At 69.7% G+C, this 20,166-nt stretch carries 20 protein-coding genes; 7 read left to right on the top strand and 13 right to left on the bottom strand.

Annotated elements, in window-relative coordinates; genetic code table 11:
* Nucleotides 1-4: 4 nt before the first annotated feature.
* Entirely contained in the window at nucleotides 5-562 is a 558-nt protein-coding gene (locus tag FFI97_RS14955; protein ID WP_062472146.1) for a C40 family peptidase, read from the top strand.
* A 22-nt stretch (nucleotides 563-584) separates the two neighbouring features.
* On the opposite strand, the gene FFI97_RS14950 is transcribed toward FFI97_RS14955, so the two are convergent.
* The 9 genes from FFI97_RS14950 to FFI97_RS14910 all read right to left on the bottom strand — a co-directional run bounded on the left by FFI97_RS14950 (nucleotide 585) and on the right by FFI97_RS14910 (nucleotide 10,650).
* Entirely contained in the window at nucleotides 585-1,877 is a 1,293-nt protein-coding gene (locus FFI97_RS14950) for an FAD-dependent oxidoreductase (protein WP_139702763.1), read from the bottom strand.
* A 106-nt stretch (nucleotides 1,878-1,983) separates the two neighbouring features.
* Complete coding sequence (locus FFI97_RS14945) at nucleotides 1,984-3,360, bottom strand: DUF5666 domain-containing protein (RefSeq protein WP_139702762.1); 1,377 nt, start codon at nucleotides 3,358-3,360, stop codon at nucleotides 1,984-1,986.
* On the bottom strand, nucleotides 3,357-4,205 hold the full coding sequence (locus tag FFI97_RS14940) for a DUF6502 family protein (protein WP_139702761.1): 849 nt from the start codon (nucleotides 4,203-4,205) through the stop codon (nucleotides 3,357-3,359). Before FFI97_RS14940 ends, FFI97_RS14945 begins: the two co-directional genes overlap by 4 nt.
* Nucleotides 4,206-4,323: 118 nt before the next feature.
* The gene (locus tag FFI97_RS14935; protein ID WP_139702760.1) at nucleotides 4,324-4,848 is read right to left on the bottom strand and encodes a GspH/FimT family pseudopilin; all 525 of its coding nucleotides are present in this window, start codon (nucleotides 4,846-4,848) and stop codon (nucleotides 4,324-4,326) included.
* 16 nt (nucleotides 4,849-4,864) lie between these two features.
* Nucleotides 4,865-7,936: a pilus assembly protein gene (locus FFI97_RS14930; protein ID WP_139702759.1), complete on the bottom strand. Its 3,072-nt coding sequence runs from the start codon at nucleotides 7,934-7,936 to the stop codon at nucleotides 4,865-4,867.
* Nucleotides 7,937-7,962: 26 nt separating this feature from the next.
* Nucleotides 7,963-8,574 (bottom strand): PilX N-terminal domain-containing pilus assembly protein, encoded by a 612-nt coding sequence (locus FFI97_RS14925; RefSeq protein ID WP_139702758.1) that lies wholly within the window; start codon nucleotides 8,572-8,574, stop codon nucleotides 7,963-7,965.
* Nucleotides 8,571-9,701, bottom strand: a complete 1,131-nt coding sequence (locus FFI97_RS14920) for a PilW family protein (protein WP_139702757.1) — start codon at nucleotides 9,699-9,701, stop codon at nucleotides 8,571-8,573. Before FFI97_RS14920 ends, FFI97_RS14925 begins: the two co-directional genes overlap by 4 nt.
* Complete coding sequence (locus tag FFI97_RS14915) at nucleotides 9,698-10,249, bottom strand: prepilin-type N-terminal cleavage/methylation domain-containing protein (RefSeq protein ID WP_260685002.1); 552 nt, start codon at nucleotides 10,247-10,249, stop codon at nucleotides 9,698-9,700. Before FFI97_RS14915 ends, FFI97_RS14920 begins: the two co-directional genes overlap by 4 nt.
* On the bottom strand, nucleotides 10,246-10,650 hold the full coding sequence (locus FFI97_RS14910; RefSeq protein WP_139702755.1) for a type IV pilin protein: 405 nt from the start codon (nucleotides 10,648-10,650) through the stop codon (nucleotides 10,246-10,248). Before FFI97_RS14910 ends, FFI97_RS14915 begins: the two co-directional genes overlap by 4 nt.
* Nucleotides 10,651-10,880: 230 nt before the next feature.
* On the opposite strand from FFI97_RS14910, the gene FFI97_RS14905 reads away from it, so the two are divergent.
* Together FFI97_RS14905 and FFI97_RS14900 are read left to right on the top strand one after the other, a co-directional pair.
* Nucleotides 10,881-12,953 (top strand): carbon starvation CstA family protein, encoded by a 2,073-nt coding sequence (locus tag FFI97_RS14905; RefSeq protein ID WP_095744137.1) that lies wholly within the window; start codon nucleotides 10,881-10,883, stop codon nucleotides 12,951-12,953.
* A gap of 17 nt (nucleotides 12,954-12,970) precedes the next feature.
* Nucleotides 12,971-13,177: a YbdD/YjiX family protein gene (locus FFI97_RS14900; protein ID WP_062472123.1), complete on the top strand. Its 207-nt coding sequence runs from the start codon at nucleotides 12,971-12,973 to the stop codon at nucleotides 13,175-13,177.
* A 52-nt stretch (nucleotides 13,178-13,229) separates the two neighbouring features.
* Here the strand turns inward: FFI97_RS14900 and FFI97_RS14895 are convergent, their stop codons facing one another.
* Nucleotides 13,230-14,114: a LysR substrate-binding domain-containing protein gene (locus FFI97_RS14895; protein ID WP_221937674.1), complete on the bottom strand. Its 885-nt coding sequence runs from the start codon at nucleotides 14,112-14,114 to the stop codon at nucleotides 13,230-13,232.
* A gap of 70 nt (nucleotides 14,115-14,184) precedes the next feature.
* Here FFI97_RS14895 and FFI97_RS14890 point away from each other — a divergent pair, with 70 nt between their 5' ends.
* The 3 genes from FFI97_RS14890 (at nucleotide 14,185) to FFI97_RS14880 (ending at nucleotide 16,309) form a co-directional block, all read left to right on the top strand.
* Complete coding sequence (locus FFI97_RS14890) at nucleotides 14,185-15,237, top strand: YeiH family protein (protein WP_139702754.1); 1,053 nt, start codon at nucleotides 14,185-14,187, stop codon at nucleotides 15,235-15,237.
* Nucleotides 15,238-15,342: 105 nt separating this feature from the next.
* Nucleotides 15,343-15,762, top strand: a complete 420-nt coding sequence (locus FFI97_RS14885) for a sel1 repeat family protein (RefSeq protein ID WP_139702753.1) — start codon at nucleotides 15,343-15,345, stop codon at nucleotides 15,760-15,762.
* Nucleotides 15,763-15,844: 82 nt separating this feature from the next.
* A complete protein-coding gene (locus tag FFI97_RS14880; RefSeq protein ID WP_139702752.1) occupies nucleotides 15,845-16,309 on the top strand; it encodes a hypothetical protein in 465 nt (154 codons plus the stop codon).
* Nucleotides 16,310-16,329: 20 nt separating this feature from the next.
* Here the strand turns inward: FFI97_RS14880 and FFI97_RS14875 are convergent, their stop codons facing one another.
* The 3 genes from FFI97_RS14875 to FFI97_RS14865 are packed head-to-tail and all read right to left on the bottom strand — an operon-like array spanning nucleotide 16,330 to nucleotide 18,735.
* Nucleotides 16,330-17,160, bottom strand: coding sequence for an urease accessory protein UreD (locus FFI97_RS14875; RefSeq protein WP_095744141.1), 831 nt, complete (start codon nucleotides 17,158-17,160; stop codon nucleotides 16,330-16,332).
* 22 nt (nucleotides 17,161-17,182) lie between these two features.
* Nucleotides 17,183-17,710, bottom strand: coding sequence for a nucleoside deaminase (locus tag FFI97_RS14870; RefSeq protein ID WP_139702751.1), 528 nt, complete (start codon nucleotides 17,708-17,710; stop codon nucleotides 17,183-17,185).
* Complete coding sequence (locus tag FFI97_RS14865) at nucleotides 17,707-18,735, bottom strand: ABC transporter substrate-binding protein (protein ID WP_139702750.1); 1,029 nt, start codon at nucleotides 18,733-18,735, stop codon at nucleotides 17,707-17,709. Before FFI97_RS14865 ends, FFI97_RS14870 begins: the two co-directional genes overlap by 4 nt.
* Nucleotides 18,736-19,086: 351 nt before the next feature.
* On the opposite strand from FFI97_RS14865, the gene FFI97_RS14860 reads away from it, so the two are divergent.
* Nucleotides 19,087-20,160, top strand: coding sequence for an aromatic ring-hydroxylating oxygenase subunit alpha (locus FFI97_RS14860; protein WP_139702749.1), 1,074 nt, complete (start codon nucleotides 19,087-19,089; stop codon nucleotides 20,158-20,160).
* The last annotated feature ends 6 nt before the right edge of the window (nucleotides 20,161-20,166 follow it).

Below are 20,166 nucleotides of genomic sequence, written 5' to 3'. Positions count from 1 at the left end.
GCCCATGCTCGACACACCATTGCCGACGCCTCCTCATTCCCCCGCATCGCTGTCGCTGCTGCAGCAGCGGCTCCTGTTTCGACTGATCCCCGCTGTCACCGCCTGCCTCCTGGCCATCGGTTGCGCGAGCCCGCCGCCGACGCGCACGCCCGGTGGTTCGGTGCCCAGCAGCAACATCCCGCCGCTGACGTCGGAGCAGTCGAACAGCATCACGATCCATGCGCTGGGGCTGGTCGGTACGCCGTACCGCTATGGCGGCAACTCGCCCGAGGGCGGGTTCGATTGCAGCGGGCTCATCGGCTACGTGTACCGCCACAGTGTGGGTCAGGTGCCGCCGCGCACGGTGTCGCGCATGGCGGGCTTCGGCCGGCCGGTGCCGATGTCGGAGCTTCGCTCGGGCGATCTGGTGTTGTTCGGCTCGGCGTCGCCCACGCATGCGGGCATCTATGTGGGCGACGGGCGTTTCGTGCATGCGCCGTCCACGGGCGGCGAGGTGCGGCTCGACCGGCTCGACGGCGTGTACTGGTCGCGTCAGCCGACGCAGGCGCGCCGGCCCGGCTGATCCGACGAGTCCGACTCGCGCGTTACGCGCGCGGCGATTGCACGTGCTCGGCCCGCACGCCGATGCCCACGGCACGCGCGGGCAGGGTGCGCAGCCACGGCCAGCGCCCCAGCAGGCGCAGGGGCCAGGGCATGGGGCGGGGCGCGGTCGATGCAGCCGCCTTGCGGCTGAGTACGGGCATCAGCACGCGGTCCTGCACGAGGCGCTGCGCGGCCTGGGTGACGCGCACGGGCCATTCGCGGCGGCGCTGCAGCTGGGGCAGCAGGTTGTCGATCTCCTTGTCGGTGGCGTTGCCGGCCAGCGACGCGGCCAGCAGGTTGGCGGCGGCCACGGCGTCCTGCACGGCGAGGTTGATGCCGACGCCGCCCACGGGCGACATGGCGTGCGCGGCGTCGCCGATGCACAGCAGGCCGGGGCACGACCACGATTCGAGCCGGTCGACGCTCACTTCGAGCAGCTTCACGGCCTCCCAGTCGGGCAGGGCCTCGGGCAGGCGCGTGGCGAAGAAGGGCGCGATGCGCGCGATCTCGGCATGGAAGGCGGCAATGCCGCGCGACTGCAGTTCGGCGCTGCCGCCCTTGCGGATGACGAAGGCGCATTGCCAGTAGTCGCCGCGGTTGAGCGTCACCAGGAGGTGGCCCGCCGCGATGTGGCCGCCGGTGGCCTCGGGGTCGCCGGGGAGCTTGGGAATGCGCATCCACAGCACGTCGATGGGCGCGCCGTAGCTGATGTGCGGCAGCGCGGCCGCATCGCGCAAGGTGGAGTGGCGGCCGTCGGCGGCCACGATGAGGGAGGCGTGCAGCTCGATGTCCTTCGGGCCGCCGCTGTCGGGGCTGCGGGCGCCGACGCGCACTTTCACGCCGTTGACGCGGCCCTTGTCCTGCAGCAGGCCGACGGCCTCGGCGTCGGTCCACAGCTCGAAGCCGGGGTAGCGCCGCGCCTCGTCGCACATGAAGTCCAGGAACTCCCACTGCGGCATGAGCACGAGGAAGCGGGCGTGCGTGGGCAGCCGCCTGAAGTCGGCAATGGTCACGCCGCGGCCCTCGTAGGTGCCGCGCAGCTCTTCGATGCGGTTGTGCGGGCGCTGCAGGAAGGCGTCGAGCAGGCCGAGTTCGTGCAGCACTTCGAGGGTCGAGGGGTGCACGGTGTCGCCCCGGAAGTCGCGCAGGAAGTCGAGGTGTTTCTCGAGCACGACGACGGGCACGCCCGCGCGCGCAAGCAGCAGGCCCAGCACCATGCCGGCCGGGCCGCCGCCGGCGATGCAGCAGCGGGGCGACGGGGTGGGAGCGGGCGCAGAGGTGGTGTGGGTGTCCATGGCTCCGATCGATCCGGTCGCGCCATGGGTGGCGTGGCCTGTGGGGTGCGCGGTGCATGCACCCTGGGTGCACGCACTGCGCGGCCGGACCGCCGGGGCCCGGACCTCAGGGCTGCATGAAGCTCACGCGCTGGGCGATGAGCACGCCGTCGACCACGCGGTCGCCGACGACGGTCACGCGCTTGCCGTTGCCCAGGTCTGCGGCGGTGCCGTTTTCGAAGATGGTACCGGAGCCGCCGGCATCCACGCGCTGGCCGCGCACGGTGAAGTCGGCGGCCGACACGTAACCGCCGATGGCGCCGATCACGGTGAACGACACCGGACCGCCGGTGCCGGGCACGTGGCGGATGCGCAGTTTCTTGACCACGAGCACCTGGCCCGAGAGGAAACCGTCGACCTCGACCTTCACGCCGTTGCCGATGGAGCCGCTGGGCCCGCCGGTGATCTGGGCGTTGCGCGCGTCGATCTTGTTGCCCAGGACGCGGAAGTCGCCGAGCGCGGCGAAGTCGGTGACCACGCCCGCCAGCTGCAGCGCGATGCCGTCGGCCGAGGGAATGGCGTACCAGCCCTGCACCTGGGTGGCGGTGAAGCGGCCGGCGGCCGGTGCCGCCGTGCCGCGCACGCGGACGATGGCGCCGTTGGCCAGGCTGGCGGCGTCGATGCCGGGGCCGAAGGCGGCGCTGGCGAAGTCGACGGTCAGCAGGCCGAGCGTGAACTGCTGGCCGCCGCGGTCGAGGTTCTGCACGGTGCCGGTCACCAGCGGGGCGGTGGTGGCGGGCGCCACCTGGACGCGCGTGGCGCGCAGGATGCCCGGCGCGGCGGGCAGGCCCCACACCTGCACCACGGCGGTGTCGACGAGGTCGGTGGCGCCCTTGGCGTCGCCCCAGACGGTGGCGTTGTCGGTGGTCACGCGGGCACCCATCACGGTGAAGCTGCCGTCCTTCAGGTCAATGGCCGACACGGCGCCGCGCAACTCGGCGGCCGAGACGACCGTGGCGGCGATGCCGTTGTTGAAGTCGGCGTCGACCTTGCCGGCGATGCGCGCGCTCATGCCGATCTGCAGCTCGGTGGTGTCCTCGAGGCTGAAGGTGGCGCTGTCGGTGTTGTAGCGCAGGCCGTTGAGGATCACGCTGCCCAGGCCGTCGGCCGCGCCGATGCCGGCGGCGTCCGCGGTCACGCCGGTGCCGCCGGAGCCCACGCCCGAGCCGTCGCCGTTGGTGTTGCCGGCGGTGCTGTCGCCGCCGCCGCCGGTGCTTCCGGTGCTGCCGTTGCCCGTGCCGCTGCCGGAGCCGGCGTCACCCGAGCCACCGTCGCCGCCCCCACCTCCGTTGCCGTTACCGGTGGCCGTGGTGCCGGAGGTGCCGAAGCCCAATGTGCCGCCGCCACTGCCACCGCCGCCTCCCCCGCAGGACAGAAGCAGGGCCATGGCGCCGGCCATCAGCAGGCCGCGCACGAGTCGCAAGGAGAGGGGAGGCGTGTTCATCGGTGGGACTCGTTGTGCTGGGGCGCTCCGGGGGCGGGCGCGCCTTCTTCGTCTTCGTAATACGTGTAGATGCCGACGCGGATGCGCGCCTTCGCGGAGGCCTTGGCCTCGGGGGGTACGCGGTCGACGGCTTCGGTCATCTCGCGGGCCAGCTCGTGGTGCAGGCCGGCCCAGCGTTCGCGCACGAGGCGTTCGATGGCCGTGCAGTCGGCCAGCGTGAGCCCGCGCGCGTACACGGCGCGCTCGAGCATGCGGGGCTGCTCGCCCAGGGTGTTGGAGACGGCGGCGAGCAGGTGGTCGCGGCCGTTGTCGCCCAGGAAGGCGAGCATCGATTGCAGGTCTTCCACCGGCACGAAGCCGTCGGCCGTGAGTTCGGCGCTGCCGTCGCTCTCGGCCACCATCTGCAGGCGCACCAGCTCGTCGAGGATGGTGCGGTGGTGCACGTTGCCCCGGCTGGCCAGGCGGGCCACGCGTTCGAACGAGGGCCCGTCACCCTCGGTGACGACGGGCAGGCGGCGCAGGGTGTCGTCGTCGGTGGTCATCTGTAACCACAACGTAAAAGTCTTGGCAGCCGCTGACAGCTCGGTGTGGGGCAGCGGGTCGACGGTGGCGCGGACCTTGGCGGTGACGACCTTGCGGTTCAGCCCGGTGGTGACCGAAATCTGGCTGAGGTTGGGCTTGGTCACGCCCTGGGCGCGCCAGGTGCGCTGGGCTTCCTCGATGAGCAGGTCGCGCAGCAGGGCTTCGAGGTGCGGGTGCTTGACGCCCATGGCCAGCGCCAGCCGGACCACGGGCCTGAGGATGCGAGCGCAGGCGGCAAGGGCCCAGTCCAGCCGGTGTTCCATGAATGCGGGAGCGTTGTTCCTGGTGAAGGTCGTCAAGGCAAGAGAGGCGGGACCGGCGCCCGGGCTTGCCACAGGGCCCTATTGTCGTTCGTCCGGCGGACCCCCTCGGCCGGCCGGGTCAGGTCGCGGCGCAGGTGCCGCCGCTCGCCCGGGTGACGGTGGTGCGCCCGGTGGCGCTGATGCTCACGGCGCGCGACTGGTCGGCGCTCGGGGTGGCGCGGCAGATGGTGATGCGGCTCTGGCCGGCGCCCAGGCCCGTGGCCTGGAACACGACGGCGCTGGCGCCGCCGGCCTCGCGCAGCCGGTAGCCGCTGGCGGCCGCGGGCTCGACGCGCAGCACCTGCGTGTCGCTGCGCACGATCCAGCCGGCTTCCCACTGCCCGTTGGTGCTGCAGCTGGTGCCGTTGGCCGAGGCGCACAGAGTGACGGGGGCGTTGCGCTTGATGGCCTCGCTGCGCGCCAGCTGGCTGCCCGCGACCAGCGCCGTGCTGTAGCTGCTCAGGCGGGTGGACAGCCGGATGCCGTCGAACGAGGGCACGGCAATGGCGATCAGCACCACCAGCACGGCCAGCGTGACCATCAGCTCGATGAGCGTGAAGCCGCGCGGCCGGTTGCGGGCCTGCCTGGGGTGGGGGTTGCGCATGCGCGGGTGCACGGCTTTACTTCTGGATGAACCAGTAGACCCGGCCCTTGGGCTGCTTGAAGGCGGCCTTGGGCGCGGTGCCCTTGGGGCTGAGGAAGGAGTCGGGGTTGGCGCCGATGACCACGTCGCGCATACCGCCATCGCCGTCCAGCTGGACACGGCCCACGACCGGCGTGGGCGCGAGGCCGCCGCCCACCACGTTCTGGAAGCGCCCGTTGGTGCCCTGGGCGGCCGCGTTGACGTACGACACGTTATAGACCCGCGCGGTGCCCAGGTCGGCCCGGCACGACTGCGTGTTGGGGTTGGTGGGCGTGTGGGTGTTGAAGGTGGTGGTGCCGTAGGCGGTCACCGAACCGGTCACGACCTGTTCGCCCGCTGCGAGCCCGAGGTACCAGCCCTTCTTGGTGGCGAGGTCGGACGAACTCGGCGTGCTCGCGTCGGTGATGGCCTGCAGCGAGGTATGGCACAGCACTTCGTTGCCGGTGCCGCAGCGGTCGGCCTCGCTGGTCAGCCAGGTGGCGTCGGTGGGCTTGTCGACCAGCATGTAGAAACGGTTGGCCACGCCGAGTGCGACGTTGTAGTGGCGCAGCGGCTTCTCGCGGTCGCCCGAGCCCAGCAGCACGACGTAGGCGCCGTTGTCCGCGACCACGTCGGGGCCGAACATGAACTTGCGGTTCGGCGTGCAGGTGGTCACCGTGTCGCAGCCGAGCGAGGCGATCTGGGTCATGGCCCAGGCGGACGGGGCCGCGCTGCCGATGGCGATGCGGTAGACATTGCCGCCCAGGTCGGCGGCGTAGGCGATGGTGGCGATGCCCAGGGCGTCGGTGACCACCGTCACTTCGCCGACCACGGGGCGGGCGGTGGTGAACACCTTGAGCTGCGCGCCGGTGTTGGCGTCGAGCACGTAGATCCGGTTGCCCTTCACGCCGGCGCCGCAGGCCTGGGCGGCGCTGTTGGTGTCGACGTCTTCGCACTTGTCGTAGCCGCCGCCGAAGATCAGCAGAGGGCTGCTGCCGCTGCCGTAGCCGGTGGCGCGCAGCACCTTCGGCGCCGACCAGGTCTGGCCGATGCCTTCGAAGCCGGTGTCGCAGCCGGTGTCGTCGTTCTGGTTGGGGCAGCCCTTGCGCCACTTCAGCGTGGGCGCGGCGGGCGACGAGACGTCGAAGGCGTAGACCAGCCGGCCGCCGCGGCGCATGCTGGCGTAGAGCCAGGCGGTGCTGCCCTGGCGGTAGGCCGCGACCGCGCCGTCCATGCCGTAGGGCTTGGGCGCCACCGCGCCCAGGCTGACGGGCAGGCCGGGGAAGTTGATGCGCGTGGTGTTGTCGTACAGCCGCTTGAGGCTGCCGTAGAACTCGGGCGGCATGAACGACCACAGCTCGGAGCCTGCGGCGGCCCCGCCGATGGCCGTGTTGCGGTTGCCGTTGATGGCGCGCAGCACGCCGTCGTTGCCGCCGTAGAACACCACGACCTGGGGCGAGGCGTCGGTGCCGTAGTTGATGGCCACCGGGCGCGAGTGCACGACGTCGCCGTGCACGGACGGGCGCATGGCGCTCGAGGGCACCGGGTTGCCCTGGGCGTTGGGCCGTTCGTCGCCCTTGTTGTCCAGGCCGCGCGCCCAGTTGATGAGCTGGGTGCGCTCGGTGGTTGCGGTAACGCCGAGTGCGGTGGTGGTGATGGCCGTGTTGGCGTCGTCGAAGGCGGTGAGGGCGGTGCAGCTTCCCGCCGCGCAGGTCTTCATGTTGCGCACGGCCGGCACGATGCCGCGCAGCATGTAGCCCTGCGCGCCTTTTTCCACCACGTTGCCGTCGGGGCTGTCCGCGGCTTCCTTCTTGAGGCAGTCGCCGGACGGCCGGAAGCTCCAGTAGGCGTCGGTGTCGCTGGCGGCCGGCGTCCAGAAGCTGCGTGCGCAGGGCGCGATGAAGCCGGTCTGGTTGTTGACCGCGTTCTTGTCGTCGGCGTCCTGCAGGATCAGCTGGCTGCTGCTGTCCAGCCCGAGCTTGTACTGCTTGAGGTTGCCGTTCCAGCGCGGAAAGGCGTTCTCGTCGGGGCGGAACATGCCCACGAACACCTGGTTCAGGTAGGTGCCCTGGGTGTTCACGCTCACGGGCAGGCTCACCGAGGAGAACACGCTGTTGACCGACTGGATCTTGCTGAAGATGTCGTCCAGCGCCTCGCCGAGCGCGGCGCCGAGTTCGGGCTTGCTCGAGAGGTCGTAGTACTCGCCGTTGCTCTGCTTGGCCATGCTCTGCAGCAGCGCGCTCCAGCCCGGGCCCTGGCCCTGGGTGGCCTTGGCGGCCTCGATGGTGTAGACCTTGACGCCCATGCTGGTCTGCAGGAAGCGCGCCCATTCGTCGGCCGTGTTGTCCTGCGAGCCGCTGGGGCTGAGCGTGATCTGGGCGGTGCTGCCGCCGGCGGCGCGCAGGGCTTCGTTGGAGAGCTGGTTGTCGTTGTTGTTGTCCTGCGCTGCGCCGTTGCTGATGTAGATGACGAAGGTGCCGATGCAGTTCTCGGTGCTCGGGCCGACATAGGTGCTGGCGTTGACGCTGGCCAGGGCGTTGCGCGTGAGCGCGTAGATGGCCTTCGATGCCGCGGTGCCGCTCACGTTGCCGGTGTAGTCGGTCTTGACCTTGCCGTTGCCGGCGATGGGCGCGGCGCTGGCCAGGTAGCGGTAGACCTCGGCCATGGTCTTGCCGGCCTTGCCGCCGTTGGACTTGTCGGCCACCTTGTCCAGGCTGCGGATCATGGCGCCGTACTTGAGCTTGGTGCCGCTGTCGAGCGTGCGCACCGCGGCGCGCACGTAGCCGCCGTCGCTGTTCGAATTGCCCTGGCCGGTCTCGGTGAACATCATCAGGCCGACCTTGAATTTGTCGGCCTGCAGGCTTTCGAAGGCGCTGGCGAGCGCGTTGAGCTCGGCGGTGAAGGGCTGGTTCCAGTTGGCCGTGTTGTCCAGCACGAACAGCACGTTCGGGGCCTGGGTGACGGCGGGGTTGTAGCCCACGAAGAGGTCGATGTCCTCCGCCTGCGCCGCCTGCATCGGCAGCGCGAGCAGCACGGCGGCCCACAGCGTGGTGAGTAGTTTCCTTGTCATGGCGGGGACCCGTTCATCGTCGTGGTTCAAGAGGCGGCCGGCGCGGGTTCGGCTGGCGCGACCGGCGGCGGCGCGCACAGCGCTTCGAACTGCGCCTTGTTGAGCAGCGCCCGCACGCCCTGGCGCACGGAGGTGGTGGTGCCGGTGGCGCCGGGGGTGGTGTCGGTCACGGTGGTGCTGATGTCCCACACGGCGTTGTACTGGTCGGGCAGGGCCGCGAGCCCCGAGCCGCTGCTGGAGGCGCCGCCCGTGATGCCGCCTGGGCCCGTGCTGCCGCCGCCGCCGCTGTCGACGGCCTTGGTGGCGCGCACGCACACGGGCGGGGCGACGGTGACCTTGTAGTCGTCCACGCCGTCGTTGTTGATGTCGACCATGCTCACGGTGCCCTGCGGCGGCGCGAGCGACGGGGTGCCGTCGCTGCCGGGCACCAGCAGGCTGGCCGCGACCTCCTCGATCGCGCGGTTGGCGGCGGCCACGGCTTCGTTGCGGGTCTGCAGGTTGCCCACGGCCTTGAGGTTGGCGCCGCTGAGGTTGAAGGCGGCGGTGACCACGAGCGTGATCAGCAGCAGCATGATCATCCCGATGATCAGCGCGGCGCCGCGCTGAGGGGCGACTGCGGACGGGGCGCGTGGCTTCATGGCGTTTCCCTCCGGCCGGTGACGTTGGTCAGGCGCACGGTGGTCGCGAACGCGTGCCGCTTGTAGTGGTCGTTGAACGGCCCGAGCGTGGCGGCGCCCATCTGGTAGGTGCGCGTGTCGGTGTGGCCCGGGGAGATGGCGGTGGCGCGCGCCAGCACATACAGCTTCACGGCCACCGTGTTGACCAGCTGGTCGGCGGTGCAGGTGGCGCCGCAGTGCACGAAGGCGCCGTCGGGGCTGCCGTCGCCGCGGTTGGACGGGGTGGACTTGTTCGCCGGGTCGGCCCAGGCGATGGCCTGGGTGTAGTTGACGGCGGCGCCGGTCTTGCTCAGCGTGTCCAGTCCGAGCTCGACGCGAAAGCCCTCGACGCCTTCGATCAGCGCCGTGGGCGGCTGCTGCGCGAGCGTGCCGCCCACCAGGTCGAAGCGCGAGCGTGCCAGCGTGGGAATGCCGTCGCCCACGGCCTCGGCGTAGTCGCGCACGTAGTAGATGTCGGCCACCAGCTTGCGCTTGGGCGAAGGGGTGGTGCAGTCCTTGAGGAACATCTGGTCGAAGGCGCCGGTCGAGAGGTCGAACGACGAGGGCTTTTGCGTGCCGCACAGCGACGACTGGAAGTACATCGCCCCGGCCGCGTCGGCGTCGCAATGCGCCGTGCCGGGCAGGCAGGTTTCGGCGTGGCGCACCACGAGGACGTCGGTGTTGGCCTTCTTGTGCGTCAGCAGGTCGGTGCAGGTGGCGGGCACGCTGCTGTAGACCTGCACGGGCAGGTCGAGCAGCTGGCGCTTGTAGTCCTCGGTCCAGTTCGCCGCCGAGTAGGCCAGGCACGGGTCGGGCACGGCGCCGGTGGGCACGTGCGTGGGCGCGGCGCTGACCGTGAGGTCGTCGAACTCGGGCATGTAGTTTTCCCAGAAGCCCGCGTGGGAGAGTTCGTTCTCGAGCACGAAGATGCTCAGGCGCCCGGTCTCGATCTGGCGGTTGACGCGTTCCATCTCGCGCTGGGAGCCGCTCACGTTGAGGAACAGCGTGAGCAGCGCGGCCATCACGATGAGCATGATGGTGATGGCCACCATCAGCTCGATCAGCGTCAGCCCGCGCTGGGCGCGGCGTGCGGTGGGGCGCGGGTTCATGAGAGCGATCCGATGCGCACGAGCGTGGTCACGGTGCGGCGGCACAGGTCGTTGATGCACTTGGTACCGGTGTCGTAGAGGTCCTTGCCGCAGGCCACGCCAGCCGGCGGCGCCGAGATCGGGCCCAGGCCCTGCCAGGCGACGGTCACGAGGTACTCGTTGTTGCCCATGTCCTGCACGCAGCCGCGCCCGCCGATGACGGTGCCCAGCTTGTCGTTGCCCGAGAACTCGGCCGCGCCCTGCAGCGCGTTGCACCACTCCCTGGCGTCGATCTGCTGGCGCGTGCCGGTGCCGGTGGGGCAGGCATCGGTGCCGCCCAGCGGTGCGCTGGTGGCGTAGCTGGCCGCCACGCGGCGGTTGATGGCGATGCGGTTGGCCATGTCGTTGAGCAGGATCAGCGCCTGCGAGCGCTGGTACGACTCCATCTCGGAGGCCTGCAGCCGGGCCTGCAGGCCGACGAGGCCGAACAGGCCGAAGGCCAGCACGAGCAGGGTGACCAGCACCTCGATCAGCGTGGCGCCGCGCTGGCGCTGCAAGGCGGGGCTCACCATTTGTTGGGCGGCGTCTTCACGCCTTCGCTGGTGAGCCCGAGGTTGCCGTCGCTTTGCTGGCTGCCGATCGCGGTGAAGGTGATCGTGAAGGTGGGCGGGCCGGATTCCTGCAGAGCGACGTCGTAGCTGTAGTTGCTGCTGACTTCGGCGGGCAGGCTGTAGCCGCTGGCAGTCAGTGCCGTCTTGTCGGCGTAGCCGCGGTTGGCAATGAGGAACTGCTGCTGCCGGTTGGCGATGTCCATCATCTGCGCCTGGGCCGCCGAGCGCTTCGATCGCACGATGTACTGCTGGTAGCTGGGCAGGGCGATCGACGCCAGGATGGCCACGATGACCACCGTGATCATGACCTCGATCAATGTGAAGCCGCGGGGGGCGCGTGCCTGCGAATGCTGGGTCATCGTGGACTCGTCAGAGATGTTTCACATTGTTAGTGAATGTGAATTTATCACATCTAATGTGTGCGCAACGGATTTGCGGCGCTTCCCGCGGCGGTCCGGTGGAGGCGATCCGGGCGTGGATAGGGGTTATCCATTAGGCAATTCCACCCGCCCGGCCCGCGCAGTTCGACGGATGCGGCCCGGCGGCGGGCGGGGAACACTCGCCCGGTTCATATCGAGGAGACATCCGCATGCCCAACATTCGCCGCCATCTGGTGTGGCTGGCCGTGGCCGTGCTCGGCGCTTTTGCGCTGGGCACCGTCGCCCTGAGCCGGGGGGAAAGCATCAACGCCCTCTGGGTCGTGACCGCCGCGCTCTGCACCTACCTGATCGCCTACCGCTACTACAGCCTGTTCATCGCCGACAAGGTGCTGGGGCTGGACGCCAACCGCAAGACGCCCGCGCACCGCCACAACGACGGCCTGGACTACGTGCCGACCGACAAGAACGTGCTGTTCGGCCACCACTTCGCGGCCATCGCGGGCGCCGGCCCGCTGGTGGGCCCGGTGCTCGCGGCGCAGATGGGCTACCTGCCCGGCTTGCTGTGGGTGCTGGCGGGCGTGGTGTTCGCGGGGGCGGTGCAGGACTTCATCATCCTGTTCATCTCCACGCGCCGTGACGGCCGATCGCTGGGCGACCTGGTCAAGCAGGAGATGGGTGTGGTGCCCGGCATGATCGCGCTGTTCGGCACCTTCATGATCATGATCATCATCCTGGCGGTGCTGGCCCTCATCGTGGTGAAGGCGCTGGCCGAATCGCCCTGGGGCAGCTTCACGGTCGCCGCGACGATTCCGGTGGCGCTGTTCATGGGCGTGTACCTGCGCTACATCCGCCCGGGCCGCATCGGCGAGGTGTCGGTGATCGGCTTCGTGCTGCTCATGGCGGCCATCTTCGGCGGCCAGTGGGTCAGCCAGCACCCGGTGTGGGGCCCGGCCTTCACCTTCGACGGCAAGGCGCTCACCTGGATGCTCGTGGGCTACGGCTTCGTGGCCGCCAGCCTGCCGGTGTGGCTGCTGCTGGCGCCGCGCGACTACCTCTCGACCTTCCTGAAGATCGGCACGATCATCGCGCTGGCCATCGGCATCGTGGTCGTGATGCCCACGCTGCAGATGCCTGCCATCACGCAGTTCGCGCAGGGCAACGGCCCGGTGTGGTCGGGCAGCCTGTTCCCGTTCCTGTTCATCACCATCGCCTGCGGTGCCGTCTCGGGCTTCCACGCGCTGATCTCTTCGGGCACCACGCCCAAGATGCTGGACAACGAACGCCACGCGCGCTTCATCGGCTACGGCGGCATGCTGGCCGAATCCTTCGTCGCCGTGATGGCGCTGGTGGCGGCCTCGTGCATCGAGCCGGGCATCTACTTCGCGATGAACAGCCCGGGCGCGCTGGTCGGTACCACGGTGCAACAGGCCGCGGCAACGATCTCCGGCTGGGGCTTCGTGGTCACGCCCGAGATGCTGCTGCAGACGGCCAAGGACGTGGGCGAGACCACCATCCTCGGGCGCACCGGCGGCGCGCCGACGCTGGCCGTGGGCATGGCCCACATCCTTCACCAGGTGATCGGCGGGCAGGCCATGATGGCCTTCTGGTACCACTTCGCGATCCTGTTCGAGGCGCTCTTCATCCTCACGGCGGTGGACGCCGGCACACGCGCCGGCCGCTTCATGCTGCAGGACCTGCTGGGCAGCTTCGTGCCCGCGCTCAAGCGCACCGACTCGCTGCCGGCCAACCTGATCGCCACCGCGCTGTGCGTGGCGGCCTGGGGCTACTTCCTGTACCAGGGCGTGGTCGATCCGCTGGGCGGCATCAACACGCTGTGGCCGCTTTTCGGCATCTCCAACCAGATGCTGGCCGCGGTGGCGCTGATGCTGGGCGTGGTCGTGCTGTTCCGCATGAAGCGCGAGCGCTACGCCTGGGTGGCGGCGGCGCCGGCCGTGTGGCTGCTGGCCTGCACGCTGACGGCGGGCTGGCAGAAGATCTTCTCGAGCGATCCGAAGATCGGCTTCCTGTCGCACGCGGCCAAGTACGCCGACGGCCTGGCCAACGGCGTGCTGATCGCGCCGGCCAAGACGCCCGAAGCCATGTCGCGCATCGTCTTCAACGACCGGCTCGACGCGGCGCTGTGCGCGCTCTTCATCTTCGTGGTGCTGAGCGTGCTGGTCTACAGCATCAAGGCCTGCCTGGCCGCTCGCGCGGCCAACCGGCCGACCACGCAGGAGACGCCGTTCGAGGCGATGGGCGCGGCCTCGTCCGCCGCCCACTGAGCGAACGCAAGCACGCCATGGGCCTCGCCATGCCGGAAGCCGGGCGCTACATCGCCCGCTCGATCAAGCAGTCGCTGCGGCTCATGGTCGGGCTGCCCGACTACGACGTCTACCTGACGCACATGGCGGCCACCCACCCGGACCGGGCGCCGATGAGCTACGAGGAATTCTTCCGCGAACGGCTCGAGGCGCGCTACGGCGCGGGCAAGGGGCGCTGCTGCTGACGGGTAGCGGTTGAAGGAAAAAAGGGCGCACACGGTGCGCCCTTTTTTATTGTCACGAGGCGTCGAGGATCTGCGCCATCCGCAGCGCCGCCGGCGAGAGCGGCCGGTTCTTCAAGGCCAGCCGGTACAGCGGCCGCGACAGCACCGCGCCCGGCAGCTTCAGCTCGCGCAGCGTGCCCAGCGCGAGCATGTCGGCCACCACCACGCGCGGCAGCATCGAGATGCCGACGCCGCTGGCCACGGTGCGCGCAATGGCTTCGTTGCTCGCCATTTCCATCCACGGCGGCGCGTCGATGCCGTGCGCCGCGCACAGCGCCTCGGTGGCCTGGCGCGTGCCCGAGCCCGGCTCGCGCAGGATCCAGTTCTGCCGGCCCAGCAGCGCGGCCGTCACGCCGCGCCGGGGCAGGGCGGCGTCGGGCGGCGCCACGATGGCGAGCGGGTCGGTGGTCCATTCGCGCACGTCCACGCGCTCTTCGTCCACGCGACCCTCGACCAGCGCAAGGTCGATGCGGCATTCGAGCAGCTGCTCGCACACCCACTGCGTGTTGCCGACCGTGACGCGCGGCACCACCGCCGGATAAGCCGCGCAGAAGGCCGCGATCTGCGGCGGCAGCCAGTAGCTCGCCACCGTGGTGCTGGCGCCCAGCGTGAGGCTGCCGCGCTGCACGCCGACGCGCGCGCGCACGTCGTCCAGCGCCGCGCGCTCCATCGCGAAGATGCCGCGCGCATGCGTGAGCAGCGACGCGCCGGCCTCCGTGAGCCGCAAGCCCTTGCCCGCGCCGCGCTCGATGAGCGTCAGGTCGAGCTGGTGCTCCAGCTCACGGATGCCCTTGGACACCGCCGGCTGGCTGATCCACAGGCCCTCGGCCGCGCGCGAGAAGCTGCCCGCCTCGGCCACGGCGACGAACAGGCGCACCAGGTGCAGGTTCAGGGTCATAACTTAACTTCATGCATCGGTGAAGTTTATGTCTTTGACTCATGGGGTGTCGATTCCTAAGCTCGGGTCCATGTCCTCCCTTGCCGCCTCCTTGCCCGGTTTCTCCTTTGTTCGCCGCTGCGGCCCCGGCGTGTTGCTGTCTGCACTGCTGGCGACCGCCGCCGCGCTGCTGGCCGAATGGCCGCCGATGGTGCACCTGGGCCTGAGCGCGCTCACGCTGGCCATCGCGCTGGGCATGGTGGCGGGCAACACGGTGTTCCCCGCGGTGTCGCAGCGCACCGGCGCGGGCGTGGACTTCGCGCGCAGCGCCTTGCTGCGCGCGGGCATCGTGCTCTACGGCTTTCGCATCTCGCTGAGCGACATCGGCGCCGTCGGCTGGCCCGGCGTGCTGATCGCGATGGCGATGGTGGCGCTGACCTTCGGCCTCGCCGTGCGCATCGGCACGCGCTGGCTGGGGCTCGACCGCGAGACGGCCGCGCTCATCGGCGCGGGCAGCGCCATCTGCGGCGCCGCCGCCGTGATGGCGACGCAGCCTGTGGTGCGCGGCGAAGAGCACAAGGTGTCGATCGCCGTCGCCACGGTGGTCGTGTTCGGCACGCTGTCGATGGTGGCGTACCCGCTGGTCTATCCGTACCTCGGGCTCACGGAACATGCCTTCGGCCTCTTCGCGGGCTCCACCATCCACGAGGTGGCGCAGGTGGTCGCGGTGGGCGAGGCCGTCAGCCCGGGCGCGGCGAACGCGGCCGTGGTCGAGAAGATGCTGCGCGTGATGATGCTGGCGCCGTTCCTCATGGGCCTGTCGTTCCGCGTGGCGGCCTCGACGCCGGGCGCGTCGAGCCTGGGCGCGTGCTGGCGCCAGGTGCGCGTGCCATGGTTCGCCGTGCTGTTCATCGCCGTGAGCGCCGTGCATTCGCTCGACGTGCTGCCGCATGCACTCGTCGCCGCGTTGGTGCAACTCGACACGCTGCTGCTGGCCACCGCCATGGCCGCGATGGGCCTGCGCACCAGCGCCGCCAGCCTGCGCAAGGCGGGGGCGCAACCGCTCAAGCTGGGGGCGCTGCTGTTCGTGTTCCTGACGGCCGGCGGCTATGCGGTGAATGCGGCGGTGCTGGCGATGTTCTGAACGGGGGCTCAGGCGGCGCCTGAGGCGTCCTGCGTGAATTCCAGTTTCTCCTGCGCGCGCCTTCGCGGGACCATCGGTGCCACGCAACCCGTGGAGAAAAAACCGATGTCATCCGAACTCAACCAGATCGTCAGTTGGTCGCTGCGCTGGCGCATTGTCCTGTCAGGCGCGCTGTGCCTAGTCGCCGCCATCGCCGCGGCCAAGCCCTTCGACGCGAACGTCGATCTGCAGACCGAGCAGCGCTACCAGCTCGCCCTCGAAGCGCAGGCCGCACGCGATTACCGCACGATGCTCGAGCAACTGCGCCAGGCCGCCACCGAAGGCCATCCCGAGGCGCAGGAGATGCTGGGCATGGTGTTGCTGACGGGGCAGACTTTGTACGGCCCGGCCGTGAAGGCCGACCGCTGCGAAGCGCGCACGTGGATGCTGCGCGCTGCCGGGCAGGGCAGCGAAACGGCCAGGGTGCAGCTGGCGTTTCTCAACAGGCTGCGCAGCGCGCCGTCCGGAAAGATCGCCTGCGGTTGAAGGCGGGGGCTGTGCGGCCATACTCGGCGCTCCTTCACGAGCGCGCCGTTGCATGCCCACTCCTTCTTCTGCGAACCGACGCATGCGCACCGTGTCCTGGATGCTGTCCGCGCTCGCGCTCGCCGGGTGCACGGCAACAGGCAACAAGCCCGACGCGACCGTCACCCGGACCGCCGACGGCTACGAGGTCACGCTCTACGCCACCCGGGGCTTGATGGTGCATGACCCTGTGTCGCTGATCTTCCACCGCAGCTACGAACTCGAATCCCGCATCCGGGTGCCGTCGATCGAAGGGCGCATCGACGCAGCCGACGCCTCGGTGTACGAGGTGAGCGAGTTCGACAAGGCGGCCGAGAAGAAGGCGCCCTCCACGCACCCTGTCGACCTCCGGCTGCGGGAGCACTACGAGAAGGAGCGCAGGCCGCGCCTCACGGGCGCGTTCGTTTTCTCGGGCAAGACGCTGACGGTCGACGTGCAGGCGGTGGGGCAGAACGGTTCGTCCCCGTATCCGTTCAACGGCACCTACCGCCTGAAGACACGACAGTAGCGGCGACTGCCGGCTGCGTCTCAGGTCGCCCAGATGCGCGGCGTGGCGGCCGGCAGTTGCCACAGCTCGCTGCGCCACGCCTGCCAGACCTGTCGCAGCAGCTGCATCGCAGGCTCGACCACCGGCGCGAGCACACGCAGCACCACCACCTCCGCATGTGGGCTGGTCGCGCCCGCGCTCTCGTGCAGTTCGTGCACGTCGAGCAGCCCACGCGCCTGCGCGAGCAGGGCCTCGCGCCGTGCCTTGGCCATCGGCGAACCCGCCACGACGAACAGCGAGGCGAGGCAGCGGTGGCCGCCCAAGCCCAGCGGGCTTTGCAGCAGGCGGTGGTCGCTCGCATCGATGCGCCCGCGCTCCAGCCACACGCCGGGCGCCTCGATGTGCTGCAGGTAGGTGCCGCGTTCGAAGGGCTGGTGGGCATTCGGCAGGCCGAGTGCGCACACGTCCCAGCCGATCATCTCCGCGCCCGGTGCGACCTCGAGCGTGAGCCGGTTCTCGGCCTGGCAACCGCTGTAGCAGATGGCTTCGAGCGGCAGCCATTCGAGCCGCGCGCCCGGTGCGAGGCGGATGCGCGTGCGTTGCAGCGCGGTCTCGCCTTCGGAGCGGTAGAAGCGCGAGGCGCCGGGCGTGGTGATCAGGCCGTGGCTGCCGTCGGCGGCTTCGATGTCGATGTCGAGCGTGTCGCCGCCCACGAGGCCGCCGGGCGGGTGCACCAGCACGTTGTGGCACACCGCATCGCCCTCGGGGTAGAGGCTCTGCAGGATGCGCAGCGGGCCGTCGTGGCGGAAACGGGCGACGCTGCGGTCGGCTTCTTTTTGGTAGGCGAGGTGGAGACGGGCGTGCCAGGGCATGCGGCGAGTCTAGTGCGCTGGCTCAGGTCTTCCAGGCGCCGTCGTGCGCGGCAGCCGCTTCATCGATGAGCGCAGGCCCGATGCACTCGATCGGATGCGGCGACGCACGGAACACGTCGCGGCACGACAACTCCGCGTCGCGCTGGTCCTGCCGCTCGCCACGGAACACGCGCAGCCGCTGCGCGTCGATGCCGAACACCACGCGGCCGATGTTCGACCAGAAGATCGCGCCCGCGCACATCACGCACGGTTCGCCCGACGCATAGAGCGTGGCGCCCGCCAGTTCTTCGCGCGTGAGGCCGCGGCCGGCCAATGCGCGCAGCGCGTTCACTTCGGCGTGCGCGGTGCAGTCGCCGGTTTCTGCGTTGCTGTTCGCGGCCTCGGCCAGCACTTCGCCGGCGGCCGAGACGATGACCGAGCCGAAGGGCCGGTTGCCGCGCCGGCGCGCGGCGTGCGACCACACGATGGCCTTGCGCAGGTAGCGGCCGTCGCGCTCGTCGAGCGTGATTTCTTCGGGGAGGGCGGAGGTGGAGTTTTCAGGAAGGTTCATGCCTTGGGTGCGGGAAGAAGGCGCTCGCTGCGCGCAGGCAACATCGCGCCGTTGAAGAGGGCGTCGGCCGAGGGCCGCGTCTTCAGGCCGAAGGTGTCGGCCACCTCGTCGACCTGCTGTTCGAGCGTGAGCTTGCGGATGTCGCCCAGCCCGTGGCCGCGCGTGTCCGCCGCGCCCACGTACTGCGCCGTGAGGCCCCAGCGTTCGAGTTCGACCTTCTCGTCCAGGATCGGTTCGCGCTGGCGCATGGCCGCGATGCTGGGCACCGGGTTGGCAAAGGTCTCGACGATGGCGCGGTTGGTTGCGCGCAAGAAAGCCGCCACCACCTTCGGGTTCTGCGCGATGAGGTTGCTGCTCGCGAGGATCGCGTTGCCGTACAGGTTGACGCCCGCGTCCGCGTACTTGAGCACCGAGAGCTCGTCGGCCTTCATGCGCGCGAAGAGCGAGACGGCCGAGTCGTGGAAGTAGGTGGCGGCATCGACGTCGCCGCGCACCATCACGTTGTCGCGCGCGCTGAAGTCGGTGGTCTGCCACTGGAAGGCGTCGCCGCGCATGCCCTGTTTGCGCGCCACCATCGGCCAGGCGCGGCGCGTGGACTCGACGGCGGCGGCCGCGACCTTCTTGCCGGTGAGGCTCTTGAAGTCGCCGGTCACGCCGCGGTCCTTGCGCCCGATGATCACGAACGGTGCACGGTTGTAGTACTGGTACACGGCCTGCACCACCGGCGTGCCCGGGTTCTGTGCATTGAACTCGACCAGCGAGCTGATGTCGCCCAGGCCCAGCTGGTAGACGCCGCTCGCGATGCGGGTGATCGATGCGACCGAGCCGGCGCCGGTGTCGATCGTCACGTCCAGCCCCTCGTCGCGGTAGTAGCCCTTGGCCTGCGCCAGGAAGAAGGGCGCGGTCTGGCCGTTGATGCGGAAGTCGAGCGTGAACTTGAGCGGTGTGAGCTTGCCGCCCTGCGCGAAAACGGCAGGGGCGGCGAGGGTGGCGGCAGCGGCGGCAAGAAAGGATCGGCGTTGCATGGTGGGGCCTCGGAGTCGGTGGTCTTGACGGATGCCTCCCACCGCGGGCGGGAGGCGCCTCAAGAGCAATTTCCGGGCGGGCGCACGGGGTTGGTGCGTGCGCTGCTGAACGCTTCTACTCTTGCTCGCTGTCTTGCATGAGGCATGCCAGGGTGCGGCGCTCGGGCATGGCGGCGCGGGGCTTGGACGCGCGACAAGGGCGCGCCACAATCCGGGCGCGCTAATTGCAAGTCGATCGGCGCAGAGTAGAAGCGTTCAGCCTCGCGCATGCCTTTTCAACCGGCATGCCGACGAAGCAGGAAATTGCTCTTTCACGTTCGTTCCCCCACGCAACAACGAAGGAGTTCGCCCATGCTCGTCACCCGACAACCCGTCTTCCGCAAGTTCTGGCATGCCGTCATGCCGCTCACCGAACTGGCCCACGGCCCCAAGCCCTTCCGGCTGCTGGGCGAAGACATCGTTCTGTTTCTCGACGCCGACGGTCAGCCGGCTGCCCTGCGCGACCGCTGCTGCCACCGCACCGCGAAGCTCTCGAAGGGCTGGTGCGTGGATGGCGAAGGCAAGGCCTGCGGGCAGGGCGCGATCCAGTGCGGCTACCACGGCTGGACCTACGACCGCAGCGGCCAGGTGGTGCGCATTCCGCAGTACGAGCCCGACCGCAAGATCTCGCCCGAGTACAGGACCACGGCCTACCCCTGCACCGCGCGCTACGGCTATGCCTGGGTGGCGCTGGAAGAACCCATCGCCGACATTCCGGCCATTCCCGAGTTCGACGACCCGGGCTATCGCACCATCTTCCAGTTCTACGAGGAGTGGCAGACCAGCCCGATGCGCGCGCTCGAAAATTCCTTCGACAACTCGCACTTCAGCTTCGTGCACCGCGCCACCTTCGGCGTGGCCGCAAGCCCGAAGCCGAGCAGGTACGAGCTGGTGGAAAACGAGTCGGGCTTTTACGCCGAGACGGTGATCGAAGCGACCAACCCGGTGAAGTTCCACGCGATCAGTGGCGTGACCGATGCGATCACCACGCGCCACATGCGCAACGCCTACTTCCTGCCGTTCGCGCGCCGCCTCGACATCGAGTACCCGAGCGGCATCCGCCACATCATCATCAACTGCTTCACGCCCATCGACGACGGGCGCATGCAGCTGTGCCAGTGGCTGTTCCGCAACGACACCGAGGCCGACTGCGCGGCGCAGATGCTGATCGACTTCGACGAGGAGATCACGCGCGAGGACAAAGACATCCTCGAATCGACCGACCCCGATGCGCTGGTCGACACGCGGCGGCGCGGCGTGGAGTACTCGATGGAGTCCGACCGGCCGGGCATGCTGATCCGCAAGCACCTGATGCAGCTGCTGGCCAGGCACGGCGAGGCGGAGGTGCACCGGGGTATGACGATCCCGATCGCGAAGGTCGCCTGAACGGGC

Origin of the sequence: Variovorax sp. KBS0712, assembly GCF_006323185.2 — a bacterium.
GTDB classification, from domain to species: Bacteria; Pseudomonadota; Gammaproteobacteria; order Burkholderiales; family Burkholderiaceae_C; genus Variovorax; species Variovorax boronicumulans.
Note: the sequence above shows the minus strand (reverse complement) of the source record. Positions and strands in the feature narration are given on the sequence as shown.

Excerpts from the sequence above, each read along its gene's own strand:
- FFI97_RS14955 (WP_062472146.1), top strand. The coding sequence starts at position 5 with ATGCTCGACACACCATTGCCGACGCCTCCTCATTCCCCCGCATCGCTG.
- FFI97_RS14950 (WP_139702763.1), bottom strand. The coding sequence starts at position 1,877 with ATGGACACCCACACCACCTCTGCGCCCGCTCCCACCCCGTCGCCCCGC.
- FFI97_RS14945 (WP_139702762.1), bottom strand. The coding sequence starts at position 3,360 with ATGAACACGCCTCCCCTCTCCTTGCGACTCGTGCGCGGCCTGCTGATG.
- FFI97_RS14940 (WP_139702761.1), bottom strand. The coding sequence starts at position 4,205 with ATGGAACACCGGCTGGACTGGGCCCTTGCCGCCTGCGCTCGCATCCTC.
- FFI97_RS14935 (WP_139702760.1), bottom strand. The coding sequence starts at position 4,848 with ATGCGCAACCCCCACCCCAGGCAGGCCCGCAACCGGCCGCGCGGCTTC.
- FFI97_RS14930 (WP_139702759.1), bottom strand. The coding sequence starts at position 7,936 with ATGACAAGGAAACTACTCACCACGCTGTGGGCCGCCGTGCTGCTCGCG.
- FFI97_RS14925 (WP_139702758.1), bottom strand. The coding sequence starts at position 8,574 with ATGAAGCCACGCGCCCCGTCCGCAGTCGCCCCTCAGCGCGGCGCCGCG.
- FFI97_RS14920 (WP_139702757.1), bottom strand. The coding sequence starts at position 9,701 with ATGAACCCGCGCCCCACCGCACGCCGCGCCCAGCGCGGGCTGACGCTG.
- FFI97_RS14910 (WP_139702755.1), bottom strand. The coding sequence starts at position 10,650 with ATGACCCAGCATTCGCAGGCACGCGCCCCCCGCGGCTTCACATTGATC.
- FFI97_RS14905 (WP_095744137.1), top strand. The coding sequence starts at position 10,881 with ATGCCCAACATTCGCCGCCATCTGGTGTGGCTGGCCGTGGCCGTGCTC.
- FFI97_RS14900 (WP_062472123.1), top strand. The coding sequence starts at position 12,971 with ATGGGCCTCGCCATGCCGGAAGCCGGGCGCTACATCGCCCGCTCGATC.
- FFI97_RS14895 (WP_221937674.1), bottom strand. The coding sequence starts at position 14,114 with ATGACCCTGAACCTGCACCTGGTGCGCCTGTTCGTCGCCGTGGCCGAG.
- FFI97_RS14890 (WP_139702754.1), top strand. The coding sequence starts at position 14,185 with ATGTCCTCCCTTGCCGCCTCCTTGCCCGGTTTCTCCTTTGTTCGCCGC.
- FFI97_RS14885 (WP_139702753.1), top strand. The coding sequence starts at position 15,343 with ATGTCATCCGAACTCAACCAGATCGTCAGTTGGTCGCTGCGCTGGCGC.
- FFI97_RS14880 (WP_139702752.1), top strand. The coding sequence starts at position 15,845 with ATGCGCACCGTGTCCTGGATGCTGTCCGCGCTCGCGCTCGCCGGGTGC.
- FFI97_RS14875 (WP_095744141.1), bottom strand. The coding sequence starts at position 17,160 with ATGCCCTGGCACGCCCGTCTCCACCTCGCCTACCAAAAAGAAGCCGAC.
- FFI97_RS14870 (WP_139702751.1), bottom strand. The coding sequence starts at position 17,710 with ATGAACCTTCCTGAAAACTCCACCTCCGCCCTCCCCGAAGAAATCACG.
- FFI97_RS14865 (WP_139702750.1), bottom strand. The coding sequence starts at position 18,735 with ATGCAACGCCGATCCTTTCTTGCCGCCGCTGCCGCCACCCTCGCCGCC.
- FFI97_RS14860 (WP_139702749.1), top strand. The coding sequence starts at position 19,087 with ATGCTCGTCACCCGACAACCCGTCTTCCGCAAGTTCTGGCATGCCGTC.